The organism is uncultured Hymenobacter sp. (assembly GCF_964242765.1).
GTDB lineage: Bacteria > Bacteroidota > Bacteroidia > Cytophagales > Hymenobacteraceae > Hymenobacter.
The window spans coordinates 61,028-74,502 of sequence record NZ_CAXTBM010000007.1; the positions used below are offsets into that span (position 1 = coordinate 61,028).

At 55.7% G+C, this 13,475-nt stretch carries 12 protein-coding genes; 5 read left to right on the forward strand and 7 right to left on the reverse strand.

The window, feature by feature from the left end; genetic code table 11:
* Positions 1 to 14: 14 nt before the first annotated feature.
* The 4 genes from ACFE7X_RS04485 to ACFE7X_RS04500 form a co-directional block, all read right to left on the reverse strand.
* The gene (locus ACFE7X_RS04485) at positions 15 to 734 is read right to left on the reverse strand and encodes a M15 family metallopeptidase (protein WP_375434465.1); all 720 of its coding nucleotides are present in this window, start codon (positions 732 to 734) and stop codon (positions 15 to 17) included.
* Positions 731 to 2,032 carry a serine hydrolase gene (locus ACFE7X_RS04490; protein WP_375434466.1) on the reverse strand — a complete coding sequence of 434 codons (1,302 nt, stop codon included), beginning with the start codon at positions 2,030 to 2,032 and terminating at the stop codon, positions 731 to 733. The genes ACFE7X_RS04485 and ACFE7X_RS04490 overlap by 4 nt, the downstream gene beginning before the upstream one ends.
* Before the next feature lie 208 nt (positions 2,033 to 2,240).
* Entirely contained in the window at positions 2,241 to 2,519 is a 279-nt protein-coding gene (locus ACFE7X_RS04495) for a hypothetical protein (RefSeq protein ID WP_375434467.1), read from the reverse strand.
* Between the two features lie 115 nt (positions 2,520 to 2,634).
* Positions 2,635 to 2,940: a hypothetical protein gene (locus tag ACFE7X_RS04500; protein WP_375434468.1), complete on the reverse strand. Its 306-nt coding sequence runs from the start codon at positions 2,938 to 2,940 to the stop codon at positions 2,635 to 2,637.
* 154 nt (positions 2,941 to 3,094) lie between these two features.
* On the opposite strand from ACFE7X_RS04500, the gene ACFE7X_RS04505 reads away from it, so the two are divergent.
* The 4 genes from ACFE7X_RS04505 (at position 3,095) to ACFE7X_RS04520 (ending at position 7,534) form a co-directional block, all read left to right on the forward strand.
* Entirely contained in the window at positions 3,095 to 3,940 is an 846-nt protein-coding gene (locus ACFE7X_RS04505) for a hypothetical protein (RefSeq protein WP_375434469.1), read from the forward strand.
* Positions 3,941 to 4,147: 207 nt separating this feature from the next.
* Positions 4,148 to 4,963: a rhomboid family intramembrane serine protease gene (locus ACFE7X_RS04510; RefSeq protein WP_375434470.1), complete on the forward strand. Its 816-nt coding sequence runs from the start codon at positions 4,148 to 4,150 to the stop codon at positions 4,961 to 4,963.
* Positions 4,964 to 5,098: 135 nt separating this feature from the next.
* Complete coding sequence (locus tag ACFE7X_RS04515) at positions 5,099 to 6,064, forward strand: T9SS type A sorting domain-containing protein (RefSeq protein WP_375434471.1); 966 nt, start codon at positions 5,099 to 5,101, stop codon at positions 6,062 to 6,064.
* Positions 6,065 to 6,355: 291 nt separating this feature from the next.
* Positions 6,356 to 7,534, forward strand: a complete 1,179-nt coding sequence (locus tag ACFE7X_RS04520) for an esterase/lipase family protein (protein ID WP_375434472.1) — start codon at positions 6,356 to 6,358, stop codon at positions 7,532 to 7,534.
* A gap of 12 nt (positions 7,535 to 7,546) precedes the next feature.
* Here ACFE7X_RS04520 and ACFE7X_RS04525 read toward each other — a convergent pair whose 3' ends face one another.
* Entirely contained in the window at positions 7,547 to 9,109 is a 1,563-nt protein-coding gene (locus tag ACFE7X_RS04525) for an alpha/beta hydrolase family protein (protein ID WP_375434473.1), read from the reverse strand.
* Positions 9,110 to 9,306: 197 nt separating this feature from the next.
* Entirely contained in the window at positions 9,307 to 10,290 is a 984-nt protein-coding gene (locus tag ACFE7X_RS04530; protein WP_375434474.1) for a fasciclin domain-containing protein, read from the reverse strand.
* 249 nt (positions 10,291 to 10,539) lie between these two features.
* Here ACFE7X_RS04530 and ACFE7X_RS04535 point away from each other — a divergent pair, with 249 nt between their 5' ends.
* Positions 10,540 to 11,430, forward strand: a complete 891-nt coding sequence (locus ACFE7X_RS04535) for a hypothetical protein (RefSeq protein WP_375434475.1) — start codon at positions 10,540 to 10,542, stop codon at positions 11,428 to 11,430.
* Between the two features lie 90 nt (positions 11,431 to 11,520).
* Here the strand turns inward: ACFE7X_RS04535 and ACFE7X_RS04540 are convergent, their stop codons facing one another.
* Positions 11,521 to 13,452, reverse strand: a complete 1,932-nt coding sequence (locus tag ACFE7X_RS04540; protein WP_375434476.1) for a glycoside hydrolase family 31 protein — start codon at positions 13,450 to 13,452, stop codon at positions 11,521 to 11,523.
* Between the last annotated feature and the right edge of the window lie 23 nt (positions 13,453 to 13,475).

The window sequence follows — 13,475 nt, forward strand, 5'->3', positions numbered from 1 at the left end:
TGCTGAGATGCCAGTTATTTAGGAAAATATCTATAGGCGCTACTGTTTTCACTCTCCGAACTTCCAGATTCCGCTGTGTTCAATCCGTGTGTCAACGCGGTGAAGGGAATATCCAGCAGCTCGAATTCTGCCCACCGCGCAAAGTCGAAGTGCCACCACTCGGCCGGGTAGTTCACGAAGCTAAAAGCAGCCATGGTCTCGAGCAGCAAAGCGCGGTTGCGGCGCGCCTCCACCGTTACGGGCTCGTAGGCGGCATGGGCCGCGGGCGTTAGGTCGTCGAAGGCAGTGGGCATAAGTAGTGGCTGGCCGCGGGCATCGACTAGGGCCACATCCACGGAGCAGCCGCGGTTGTGCCGGGAGCCTCGCCACGGTGGGGCGGCGTAGGTTTCATCCTGGATCTGGTCCCAAAACCGCACGCTTACGCTGTAGGGTCGGTAGGCATCGAACACCAGCAACCCTGCTCCTTGCGCAGCCAAAGCCGCTTGCACCTGCCGCAACGCCGTGGCCGCGGGCTCACGCAGAAACGCGGCAGCCATGGTGTAGAGTGGCTCGCTTAGCACATTGCTGGCCGTGGCATAGCGAATATCAAGCTTGATATCAGGAATTGAATCTGCTAAGTCCACCAGCCTGGATTCAGGGTTTATTTGCGCTTGTTGGCGGTAAATAGCCACGTCGGAAACTACCGACAAGCTGTAGGCATTGGGCGGTACTGAGGCGTTGGCGGCCGGCTTCATGGGGCGTCCTCCCCTGCTACGTTGTAGTCTAGTTGAAACCGGCTGAGGTTGGTGGGGTGGCGGCGCGGACGCTGCCGTTCGTAGTTGTACACCGCCTGGCCCAGGTCGCGCAGAAAGGGGAAGCCGATGGTGTCGTAGTCGTAGTGGTCGTCGTTGAGCACGCCATCAGCATTGACGTAGATGACGGCGGCCAGCATAAATTCTACGCCGTGCTCGAAATCGGCTACGTAGGCATTATCGATGAGAAAGCCGTACGCCTGCCCGATTTTGTTGAACACCCGTACGCCCGGCGGCAGTGGCGCCAAGCCTCCGCCACCTAACAGAAACTTGGCGTAAGTATCCGGGTAGTGCGCGGTATCGTAGCGTGGGGCACGGCTTTCGCGCGGCAGCATGGAGAGGTAACGGTACAGGAAACGGTAGTCGTCGGGGGCCAGCGCAAACCGGCGCTTGTTGGCAACGGATTCTGGAAACAGCAAAACCCGCAACACTTGTTGCTGCTCGGGCAGCGGGAAGTTGTTTTTGGTGCTGAAGTCGAAAGGCTCTTCCACCCGCTTTTCGCCTTGCATATGTGCCTGCCCAACCCGGATATCCTGCGCCGCCAGCTTCGGTAGCAACTGGCTGTTGTAGGCGGAAGGCTGCACGTAAAGCGGTTGGGTAAGGGCGGTATCGGCGTAAAAAGCCAACGGATTGGTGTGGCGCGAGCCGGGCTCCTCGTCGCCGACCGAAAGCCGATGAATTAGCCGGGTTCGGCGCAAGCCAAGACCCCGCAGCTTGTCGTTCAGTTCTTGCTGCCCCACAAACTCATATAGTCGGTTGTAGGCTTCATTGTCGCTCACCAGAAGCACCTTGCGCACATACTGCCCTATGCTAGCCCGGTCCGAGGCAGCCGATGAGTCGCGCAGCACGCGGGTTTGGCGGGCAAAGGCTGAATCGATACGTAATGGTGAGGCGGCCGTAAGCCCCGGTACCTGAGCGCGCAGGTTTCGCAGCTTGGCCAGCGCCAAAGCCGCAGCTGGCAGCTTCACGGTGCTGGCCGGATAGAAATACTGTCGCGGCGAAGCTCCGTAGCGGAACGTTTGAAAGTGCGGCTTGCCCGCCGCGTCGCGGTTGATTTGGGTGTACAAAATCTGGAGCCGGTACGCCGCCGGGTTGCGTAGCACCCGCCCGAAATGGGTGGTATCGGCCCGAAGCAGGCGCGGCAGGGGGTTGCCATGCTGTGCCCATACGGTAGCAGGCAGTAGCAGCCCCGCTATCAGTGCCCAGACTTTACTTCTTGGATCAAAAGTAAAAACCCTCATATGGCCGAAAGATAAAATTCTCCGAACTATCCAGAAGCCTTACGCTCCTTCCGGCTCGCTGCAAAAAAAGCAGGACAGAATAAGATGATTCTTACTCTATCCTGCTTCTTGTTCCAGTAAGGTTAAGGTTTCCAAGAGACAACAACGGTGGCCTTATTGTCTCTATCTAGCCTGCCGTGATGGTTAGTCGGTCCTTGATTAGTGATGCTTACTCAGCACCTTGGTCTTCCTTGGGACTGCCATCCGAGGCCGAGTTGGGGCCGCCTTCCATGCCGTTGGTTTGGCTGGCGTCGCCGTAGTCGCCGCGAATACCCGAGCCGTCGCCCATATTTTCCTGGGTGCTGGTGGCTTCAGGGTTACCGCTGGCTTGGGAGTCCGGATCGTCTTGATCCGGAACGCGACCTGCGGTGCTCATTTGACTGGCCTGCTGCTCAGCAACTTCTTTTTGCTGCTTATCTGACGTGGGGTCCGGCTGGTTGTTTGCCATGATGAAGGTGGGAATTATTGAAGTGAGGGAATAGTACGAACTCTAGTTTCGAGTAGCCACGTAGTGACTCTGGGAGTGTGTTTCCAAGAAAGTTCAAGCAAAGCTACCAGCGCATTTACAGGTTCACTTTGCCGGTTTCGCCGCCCGATACGCCGGTACCGCTGCTGATGGAATTGCCGCCGACGTCACCGTCCTGGGCATTCCCTGGGGCATCGTAATTGGGGGCACCGGACCGTACGCGGGCACCTTTGATTTCTTGGCCGCCTTCGGAGCCGCCGCTGCCCGAGTTGTCGTCGGCGTTGTTGCCCGTGTCGGGGCCGCCGGGGGCCTGGCGGCCTTCGGGCTGCCGTTGATCTGTTTGCGAGCTGCTAGATTCGGGCAGGTTGCTGGCGTCGATGGGTTGTTCGGTGGGCTTGTCCATAGCTGGAAAGATTTCGGTGAGTGGATGCAGGGAGAGCAGTACAGGCTATACGCGGCTGCGGCCGGCGCGTTGGCCGCAATTGCATGGTAGTACGGTGGCTTTTCCGGAACTTGGGGGCTGATTCATTTTAAAATTATCCGCATTCTGTTTCGGTATGGCTACTTTACCTCCTTCTGATTCTCTTTCCCAAAAAACTGATGGCGAGTTGCTGTTTCTGGCCCAGCACCCCGACCTATACCACGCCGACCTGATTGCCGCCGCCCGCCGGGAGTTACGCCGCCGCGGCATCAGCCCCGATCCGGCGCAGCCCGAGCCGCTCCCCCGCGAAAACTATATTCTGCCTTATCAGGAAGAACAAGAGCCGAGCTTTTGGCAGCGCCCCGCGCCCTGGGTGGCGCTGCTGGCCGTGCTGCTTGTTGGCGGCATTCTATACTGGCAAAACGCGCAAAACAAAGCTTCCCAGTTGGTGGCAGCGCAACAAGTAGAAGAGGAACCTATAAAGTTGGAAACGGTGGAAACGCACCTCATTCCTACTTTCGACTCGCTCACTCGCACCCAAATTGCGCAAGAGATGCGCCAGCTTTCCCCCACTGACCGCAGCGAGGACACCACGGCCACCCGCAAATACAAGCTCCTCGCCACCCGCTACTGGAATGCCGAAAATCAATCCGCCTACTTGTTCAAGCAGTTGAAGGGCACCGCGACCGATGTGGCGGTGGCCAGACAAGCGCCCGTTGTGATTGAAGAGTGGCGCCGGCTTACGAAGGCGCTGGTTTACAACCACGGCCTCACGGCCACCTTCGCCGAGCGTATGGACCTGATGCGCCGGGCCGCTTACCTGCGCATCGAAACGCTGGAAGAAATAGCCCGTCATGCCCAAAACGACCAAGTTATCCTCGACCCCACCATTATCAACCTTGCCGACTCCGCTACGCAGATGCGCGAGTCGTTGCTGAGCCGCGAAAAGTGGAACGGTCGGCTTCGTCGCGCCATCTTCTAGCGCTTTTTCAGAGGAAAACGCCTCTGTAGAGTAGTCCTGCCTGTACGTTAGTTGACCGAATTTATTTATTGCTTGAAAGCAGAAACTTCGACCATCAAGCCCTGAACGTAGCCAACGGGAAGGGCTTGTGTTATTTGGCGCGTAGCGTTGTTGTAGTAAAAGCAGCTTATTGTTGTCCTGCCCAAGCTACATCACACGGGTTGCTTTATGCCGTTTGAAGAAAAAACCGACGCGGAGCTACTGTATTTGGCGCAGCATGGGGCCCGCTATTCTCCTGCCGTAGCCGCCGCTGCCGTGCAGGAATTGCAGCGGCGTGGGCTGATACCAACCGAGCTACCCGTTCCCAATACGCCCGTGCCCAGTGCCCAGCCGGAACCCGCACAAAGCTGGCTGCGCCACTTGGGCCGGTTGGCAAAGAGTATAGCATGGCCCCGTCAAGGCTATTATGTCACTCCTTTACTGCTGCTCGCTAATCTGCTGGTGTTCCTGCTCATGGGTCTGAGCGGCGTAGACCTATTGAATCCGGCCGGCCCCGACCTAGTGGCCTGGGGTTCCAACTATTCGCCCTTGGTTTCGGCGCAGCCCTGGCGGCTGCTCACTAGCGTGTTTTTGCACGGTGGCCCGGCTCACTTGCTCCTCAACCTGAGCGCACTGCTCCTGCTGGGGCTGTTGGCCGAGGCGAAAGTAGGCCGCGGGCCCTGGCTACTGACCTACCTGGTAAGTGGTATTGGCGGTAGCCTGACCAGTTGGTGGTGGCACTCTCGTGGCCTTAACTCAGTGGGGGCTTCGGGAGCCATCTTCGGACTGTATGGCTTGCTACTAGCCTTGCTACTTACTCGCACTCATTTCAGAACCCACCAAGATCGAGCAGGCATCATGGGTTTGCTGCTCTATTTCGCACTCGGGAGCTTGGTCGGCGGGTTAGAAGGCCCTACTACCGATAACGCAGCCCATGTGGGCGGCTTGTTTACCGGCTTGGGGCTAGGTGTACTGCTCGGACTCATGAAAACCAAAAGTCGTTGAGTATGATCTCCTTATAACTTCATTGTTAATACTTAAGTATTAACTAGATCAAACTTTTACTTTTACGAATGCAACTACTTAATCTGCTTTTTCATCTAGCAGGATAAGAGCCTTTTTCTCAACCAATTTTCAATCATGAAAGCAACTCTACTCGCGCTGGTAACCGCTAGTTTCAGCTTATTTGCATCAACCACTTCCTCTGCCCAAGCCGTGTCCAACGGCACGTTTGAAACCTGGGTGACCCGTACCGGCCTCGAAGTGCCACAAAGTTGGACGACCGTAGACGAAGGCATCGAGACGTCTCCCTTCGGCAGCTTCTATACCACGGTTACAGCCTCCAAAGACCTCAGCAGCCATGCAGGCACGTTCGCTGCAAAGTTGGAAACGAAAAATGATCCATTCGTTAGTATGCTCTTTGGTCCAATACCAGGAGGTTTGCTGTTGGGTAATGCCGACTTTGAAGCCGTTGCTGATATACTAGACACCCGTGATATTAGCAATATTGGAGGGCAGCCCTTCACCACCCGCGCCGCCAATATGCAGTTTTATTACAGGCTGACGGGTGCCAGTGCCCTGCCCGACTCGGCCTACGCTATAGTAGCGCTAACCCGGACTGTGGGTGGCACAACCCAAACTATTGCGTCTGGCAGTCTGCGTTTGTTACCTGCGGCAGCTTATGCGTTGGCTAGCGTGCCTTTGCAGTACACTTCCTCGCTTGCCCCCGATTCCATTCACGTAGCTTTTGCGTCGGGACTTGCCGGAGTTCGTACTGTTGGCACCACACTCTTTGTTGATGATGTGGTGATGACCGGTGTGGTAGCGGCGGCCAAGAACCCGGCGTTGGAGGCTTCGTTGACTGTGTATCCTAATCCTAGCCCGAACCGCGAGTTTCGCCTAGCTTCCCCCGGTAACCTAACCGTAGCAACTGCCTCGTACACCATCACTGATGCTACTGGCCACGTAGTACGCACCGCAGCAGCGGTACCTGCTGGCTTAGCCAATGGTCGGCCGTTAGAGTTGCGCGGCTTGCCGGCTGGCGTGTATATGCTGCAACTACGCACGCCCGAAGGCCTGCTTACCCGCAAGCTGCTGGTTCCCTAGCAGGTTGCAGCAATTTTCGCAGCTCGTATTCGTAGAGATGCTTGTCTTGTCCCGCTCCCGCCGTTGGTATCGTCCAGCAGCGGGAGCGGTTTTTGTTGCTTCAACCAGAATCGCCCGAACGTTAGCAAGTAGTCTGTTACCTTTTTCGATAGTACCACAAGAGGCGCACTATCAGTCCGGTAACCTAGTGCCTCATCAACTTGTACTACTAGTTGTAGTACTAGCTGTTCGAAGTGTATCTTTTGTCACTAGCCCCTAGTGGCTTACTGACACGTAATCCCGATTGATTCTGTGACCGACGACCTGCCCCCAAACGATTCCTTGCCCGACCCGCACGCCGATAAGCAGCCCTCGCGGTGGCAGCGAGCAGTAGCGGCCGTTGGTCGGGTGGCGGTGGTGCCTTTCAACACGGCTGGCTACCTCTACCGGACCGGCCAGCAGAACCGTCATTTCACGCTCCCCGTCCTCAACGGCGCCTTCGGCGACCAACTTGCCGAGCGCCACGACCGGCGCGCTATTCAGATGAGCTTCCGCCGCCACGGGGTCGACGTAGCCGTGGCCTCTCTGCGGCTAACGCCTACGGCCGAGGGGCGCCCGCGCAAAACGGTGGTATTTCTGCATGGTCTGATGGGCGACGAGGTAATTTGGCAAACCGGTTCGCCGGAGGGCTTGCGCTATGGTCCGCGCCTGCAACAGGACACGGGCGCGCATTGCCTTTATATTCGCTACAATTCCGGTCTGCACATCTCTGAGAATGGCAAGCAGTTGAACCTTCTCTTGCTTGAACTGCTAGCTACTTTCCCCGATGCCATCGGTGACCTGGCTTTAGTGGGCCACAGCATGGGCGGCCTTGTTGCTCGGAGTGCGGGCTACTACGCGGCCTCTCCAGCAAGCCCCCAAACCCAAGAAGGTGCTACCAGCCAACTCCGATCCAGCGGCTCTTTTCAAGCAACAGACACCCAACCGCACCCACAAACAGGCAATTGGCTAACTCATCTGCGCGATGTATTCCTGCTAGGTGTGCCCAACGACGGCTCGTTTCTGGAACAGAACAGTCATTTCACAGCAGTGGTGCTCCGCAAAATCAACTTGCGTCCTACACGCTTCATCAGTGGCCTCATTGATAAGCGCAGCAACGGCATCAAGGATCTGCGGCATGCCATTCTGGTGGACGAGGACTGGCAAGACCCACACGCCAACGACTTATTTCCGCCGCGCACTTTGGTGCCGCCTCTCCCGGGTGTGCGCTACCATGTGCTGGTTGGCTCGTTGCTTAAATCCGCTAATTCTGCCCTGCACGATTATTTCGGCGACGGGCTTGTGGGCGCTGGCAGCGCCCTGGGTCGCGTTTTCGGCGACCCGGCATTACCGCCCGAGCAGCAAATCAGCACCCGCGTATTTTCCAAGCTTCACCATGGCACCCTACTCAGCAACCAAGAGGTGTACCAATACCTACGGGACCATGTGTGATCCACCGAAAGCCTAGTCTTTAGCGCGCGCTTTAATCCAGGCTTGCATTGTTTCGAGGGCTGCGGGCGCCATTACCGGACGGGGCTGTCCGTTGATCAGTGGCCATTCAGTGGTTGGGGCTTGAAACAAGTGGTTGGCATTTTCCACTTTCTGCACTGTAACCTGCTTGTTGGCTTTCAAACCCTTGGCTAATAAATCCAAGTTCGTTTCAATATTCACTATATCGTCGCCGGTGCCGTGCATAAGCAAAATAGCACCACGCACGTTGGCCAGGGAAGCTTGTGGGTCGAAACTGAGGTAGTGCCGGTACCATGGCGAAGTAAGGCGAGCAGCGGCGGCCTGCACTAATTCCAAGCGCATATTCGGGTTGTCCTGCTGAATCATGTTGGCTACAATGGCTTGTGCTTGGTTGTTGTCAGCTGTCTGGCGCACAATTTCGAGCATAGCCCGGCGGCGTTTGCGCAAGGCTTCGGTGCGCTTGCGGTCCTCGCCTTTCTGCCGCATGCGCTGCTGCTCCAGGAAAGTTTCCACCTGCGCTACATTAGAACCTGAAGCCCGTAATTGCTCGGCTTGGCTTCGTGCTGCTTCGCGGGCTAGCTCCTGACGACGAGCCAAGCCCAACAGCGCTGTATCTGCCACGCCGGAACGCAGCAGCAGAGACGGCCGCTGCTCGACCAGCGTCTCCCGGCCCGCTAGGCCAGTTGCGGCTAGCGTCACCACGAAAGCTGGAGCTAGCGGCTGGGCGGCGGCCAACAAGGCTACGTTGCCTCCCTCGCCGTGCCCAATTATGCCAAGATGTGCAATGTCGATCAGCGGCCGAGTACGCAAGAAACCTAATGCGGCCTGAGCGTCGCGCACTCGGGCGGTCGTGGTTACCGTAGCCGAATCACCAGCCGACTGCCCGATACCCCGGTCGTCGAGGCGCAGCACGGCAATGCCACGGCGAGTAAGGAAGTCGGCTAAGCTACCCGACAGCGCGTAGTCGCCATATACTGCGTCGCGGGTTTGCGTGTCGAGGTCTGAGAGCAGTAGCACTGCCGAAAAAGGCCCTTCACCGGCTGGTATTGTGAGGGTACCCGCTAACAGTAGATGGTCAACAGTGTTGGGCACCTTCACCTCTTCGACGCGGTAAGGCGGCGGAAATTTGAAAGTTTTGGGAGCCGCCGCGGTAGCTGGGGGCACAAACAGCAACGTGAGTTGAGCGGAATAACCAGTTTGCTGCCACACACCCAACAGTTGCTGACCATCGGCAGAGCGCCGACCTACAAAACGGCAGCCCGCTTGCTCGGCTTCAAAGATGAGCGTGTCGCCGCGTGGGGTGACGGTCATTGGCTCCCGGTTGACACGCTGCATGGGCACATCCAGCACCGCAAATCGGTTTCCGTCGGCTAGTTCCGTCACTGTAATCATCATTGGCAAACTACCGCCGGGCACTGTTAATGCCCCTTTCCACTGCCCCTCCAACGAATAGCGTTTGGCGGCCGGTGCTTGGGCTTGGGCCTCCGTGCAGATAATCTGGCTGATTAGCATCAGCACCATCCAGCACCATAAGGAACTGGAAACCAACTTATTCATGATTAAATAAATAGAGACGAAAGCCTATTTAGCGCAGGCAAATTGCAATCCAGCCCATCCGCTCGGCGAGTAGATGGGCTGAAGGTTAAATATGCTGCAAGTACGTTATTGGGCTTGGGATCAGGCCGGCTAATTCGTTGGAACCCGGTAAAAAGACGATAGAAATAGGAGTATAACTGACTAATGTAACTGCACCTTCAAGGACGCAAAACCCGGTCAATAACGTGCACTATACCATTGGTAGTCTGCACGTCCGGTATCACCATGTTAGCAGGCGTACTGTTATTGGCCCCCTTCACTGTCAGCACTCCGTTGTTGAATGCTCCTAGTTGTAAGGGTGCTCCGCCAAATGAATTTACGGTCGAATTATCAGCTAGTTCAGGAGTGAATTTGGCGCCATCAGCAAGGACGTGGGCTTTGAGGACTGTCGTTACAACATCCTTGGGCAGCTTACGAATATCGGCCGGAACGTTGAGTGGCACTCCCATATCGACACCAAGATTTTTGAAAGCTTGGTCGGTAGGCGCAAATACAGTTAGGTTAGGCGTAGTGGAGAGCGTACTAGCCAAGTCGCAGTACAGAACTGCTTCCACCAAAAAGGTCAATTCTGGGCTAGTGAAGACCGTGGAGGTTTGCAGTGCCTGAGCCGATTGCACTACATTGACACCAGTAGCGAGCAGTACTTTATCAATCACATGAATAGTTCCATTAACGGCTTGCAGGTCAGTGTCCAGAATACGCGAACCATTCACGTATAGATCGTTGCCCTTGCGGATGATGCGGCGTTGCGGCCCAAGTGCAGATGCTGTACTTGATCCAACTTTCAAGTCACTGCTTGCTATTGCGCCATTGGCAACGTGGAAGAACAGCGTATTCTTAAGGAAAAGCTGTTGCAAACCTAGCAAGTCACTAGCTGAAGTCAGACCTAGGCGGGCAAAGGCAGCATTGTTAGGTGCAAAAACCGTATAGTTTCCTTTCCCAGCAGGATCATTAGGATTATTATTAGATAAAATTTCAGCTACATCTCCTCGAATAGCGGCATCTTCTAGAACTTGAAAATCAGGATTTGAAACAGCAATGCTCGCAATGGTTGGATCAACTTCCTCGTTCTTTTCACAGCTTGACAACAGCAGTGTGCCAATCAATAAACTGCCAAACCAGCCTGGTAGATTTCTTTTCATGCGTAAATCTGTATTAAACAGCATTATATATTATTTAATTGAAATCGTTTCAAGAAGCTTACGAAATAAAATCGAGTAGCAAGCAGAAATGAATCCGCTTTAGCTTGCAGGAAGTTGAATCTAACCAGCCCTCTATTTTCGGAACTAGATCAGATAAATTCCTGAAATCACAAAGAACCATGCGAAGGTATTATATTTGAATAATCTTCAGATAGCTTTCCACATGTTTGTTTTCTAAATCAGTCTTTTATGCAACAATTCTACCGTTCACTACTTCTATTTTCGCTCTCTAGTTTGGGCGGGTTGTCAGCTGCTAGCGCACAGAGCTTGGTTAGCGGTTTCATGGCCGGTAAAGGACACGGCTCAGTGGTTGTTTCAGGCACGGTGGAGCGCTACTCAAGCGTGTATCTGGCTCCTACCAAGATCAACAAAGTGCCGATTTTCGACGAAGTCAGGGTTAGTTCTGTTAACCTGTACGGCAGCTACGGCATCACCGACAAATTGGAAGCAGTAGTCAGCTTGCCGTACATCGAATCGAAAGGCAACGCCAACGAACAGGTAGTAAAGGCCCAGAACTACACCAACCAGCGCGCCGGCCTGCAAGATCTGACAGTGTTACTCAAAGGCAAAGTCCTAAGCCGTGAATTAGGAACCAACGTGCTGGACATATTGGCTGTGGTGAGTGGCAGCGCTCCAGTAAGTGATTACAAATCGGAAGCAGGTTTGGGTTATATTATTGCCATCGGCAATCATGCAAAAAAGGCAACGCTTTCCGGCGTAGCCCACCTCAAAACTGTGTCGGGTGTTTTCTTTACGGGCCAAGCTGGTTACAGCGTGCGCGATAATAGCGCCCCTAATGCCTTTGTAGCGGAAACCAAAGTCGGGTATGCCGGTCCGAAGCTCTACATAGATGCCCTAGCTGCTTTTCAGCATTCCGAGAAGGATGGCACCGATATTTTACAGCCTGGTTTCACCGGCTTCTTCCCCGCTACGCGAGTAAATTATGTGCGCTTGGCCGCTAGTGCATTCCGGCCACTTGCCAAAGGCTTTGGTTTAACAGTAGGCGTCAACACGTATGTGGCTGGCCGCAACTTAGGTAAGTCGACGGGTGTTTCGGGCGGTGTAGCCTACAACTTCTGATACTGGCCCGGCTTATACCGGCGAAAAGCACGTTCACTGAAAAGCCCCGCCACTTGTACTGTGGCGGGGCTTTTCAGTGAACGTGCTTTTCTATTCGACAACCAATTCTGCGAAGCCAGCTTCGATTACCAGCCCGGGCAGTTTAAGCCCTGTTTCGAGCGTTACCTCTTGCACTTCAACGGGCTGGCCATCAAGAAGGAAGGTAGTAGCGCCGAAGGGCAAACCATGCAATACTACTTGATAGCGCACGAAGCTAGGCTGGTAGTCACCTTCTATAACCTGATGAAGCACCAAGCTTTTATCCGTGCCAACCACACCAAAGCGACGAGTAGTGCTGTGACCTTCGAGGTAGCCGTAGCCTTCCCCCCCGTCGTCGTAGAGCGCGCTGCTTTGCTGGCCGGCTTTGTAGTAGACGTGCAGCGTCACTTCCTCGATAACCAATTCCCCCACATACTGCTGCACCGGATAGAAGGGAATTACGGCACCAGCGCGCACAAACAGCGGAATCCGATCTAGGCCAGCGGTGGCCCACACTTCGGCCCCGCCGCTCTTGGGCTCGTCGGTGTAGTAGTAAAACCAGTCGCCGCGGGGCAGGTACATCCAGCGGCCATCCACCCCGGCCTGCGTAATCGGGCACACCAGCAGATGGTCGCCGAGGCTGAATTCAGCCATGCGCAGATAGGTTTCGGTGTCGTTCTGGTCGAGGAACGGGAGTGGGCGCAGTATGGGCGTTCCTTGCTGCACATATTGCCAGAACGTAGTGTACATGTACGGCAGCAACCGGTAACGCATTTCAATGAAGCTCTTGGCTAACTTAGCAGCCTCCTCGCCAAACGACCATGGCTCCTGGTCGCCGTGGTCGCCGGAACTGTGGGTCCGGAAGAAAGGATGAAACACTCCTAGCGCCACCCAGCGCACATACAGCTCCGCGTCGGGCGTATCGATGAAACCCCCAATATCGGACCCCACAAAGCTGAAACCGGAAATACTAAGCCGTTGGCACTGAATGTTGGCCAGCCAGAGATGTTCCCAGGAGGCTATGTTGTCGCCGGTCCAAGCCGAAGAGTAGCGCTGCCCGCCCGCATACGTGCTGCGCGTGATGCTGAAGGGCCGGTTGGGGTAGCTGAACTGCTTGACACCCGCAGCTGTGGCGCGGGCCATCTGCATGCCGTACACGTTGTGGGCCTTCTTGTGGGAAGTTGGGTGGCCTTCATAATGAAAGCGCACATCATCGGGGAACGTGCCTTTTTCGAACACCGCTGGCTCGTTCATGTCGTTCCAGACCCCGCGCACGCCGTCTTCCTGAATCAAGCCTTTGAAGAGGCCCGCCCACCATTCGCGCACTTCGGGACGGGTGTAGTCGGGGAAGTTGCAGAGGCCGGGCCATACCGAGCCTTTCATGAGCGGCCCGTCGGCCCGGCGGCAGAAGTAATCATTGGCTAGGGCCTCGGTATAAACGCTGTACTCGGGGTCAATCTTGATGCCGGGGTCAATGATGACGATGGTTTTGAACCCATCCGCCGCCAACTCCTGCACCATGCGCTTGGGCTCGGGAAAGTGCTGCGGGCTCCAAGTGAAGCACCGGTAACCATCCATGTAGTCGATGTCGAGGTAGAGCGCATCGCAGGGAATCTGCCGGTCGCGGAAGCCTTGGGCAATGGCTTTCACGTTGCTTTCGGGGTAGTAGCTCCACTTGCACTGGTGGTAGCCCAGGGCCCAGAGGGGTGGCATTTCGGGTGGGCACGTCAGGCGAGTGTATTCCTGCGTGACTTCGAGCAGGGAGGGGCCATAGATGAAATAATAATTCATCTCCCCGCCCTGCGCCCAGAAACTGGTGACGTCGGCGCGCTCGGCAGCAAAATCGAAGTTGACCCGAAAAGAGTTGTCGAAGAAGACGCCGTGCGCGATGCGCTGCTGCAATTCCAGGTAGAACGGAATATTCTTGTAGAGCGGATCGGTGCCCTTCACGTAGCCGTAAGTATCCGTGCCCCAGTTGGTGAAGCGCCGGCCCCGCAGGTTCATATTGTCGGGCTTGTCGCCGAGGC

What these genes read in the sequence shown, in the direction of transcription:
- ACFE7X_RS04485 (WP_375434465.1), bottom strand. Translation starts at nt 734, where the DNA reads ATGAAGCCGGCCGCCAACGCCTCAGTACCGCCCAATGCCTACAGCTTG.
- ACFE7X_RS04490 (WP_375434466.1), bottom strand. Translation starts at nt 2,032, where the DNA reads ATGAGGGTTTTTACTTTTGATCCAAGAAGTAAAGTCTGGGCACTGATA.
- ACFE7X_RS04495 (WP_375434467.1), bottom strand. Translation starts at nt 2,519, where the DNA reads ATGGCAAACAACCAGCCGGACCCCACGTCAGATAAGCAGCAAAAAGAA.
- ACFE7X_RS04500 (WP_375434468.1), bottom strand. Translation starts at nt 2,940, where the DNA reads ATGGACAAGCCCACCGAACAACCCATCGACGCCAGCAACCTGCCCGAA.
- ACFE7X_RS04505 (WP_375434469.1), top strand. Translation starts at nt 3,095, where the DNA reads ATGGCTACTTTACCTCCTTCTGATTCTCTTTCCCAAAAAACTGATGGC.
- ACFE7X_RS04510 (WP_375434470.1), top strand. Translation starts at nt 4,148, where the DNA reads ATGCCGTTTGAAGAAAAAACCGACGCGGAGCTACTGTATTTGGCGCAG.
- ACFE7X_RS04515 (WP_375434471.1), top strand. Translation starts at nt 5,099, where the DNA reads ATGAAAGCAACTCTACTCGCGCTGGTAACCGCTAGTTTCAGCTTATTT.
- ACFE7X_RS04525 (WP_375434473.1), bottom strand. Translation starts at nt 9,109, where the DNA reads ATGAATAAGTTGGTTTCCAGTTCCTTATGGTGCTGGATGGTGCTGATG.
- ACFE7X_RS04530 (WP_375434474.1), bottom strand. Translation starts at nt 10,290, where the DNA reads ATGAAAAGAAATCTACCAGGCTGGTTTGGCAGTTTATTGATTGGCACA.
- ACFE7X_RS04535 (WP_375434475.1), top strand. Translation starts at nt 10,540, where the DNA reads ATGCAACAATTCTACCGTTCACTACTTCTATTTTCGCTCTCTAGTTTG.
- ACFE7X_RS04540 (WP_375434476.1), bottom strand. Translation starts at nt 13,452, where the DNA reads ATGAACCTGCGGGGCCGGCGCTTCACCAACTGGGGCACGGATACTTAC.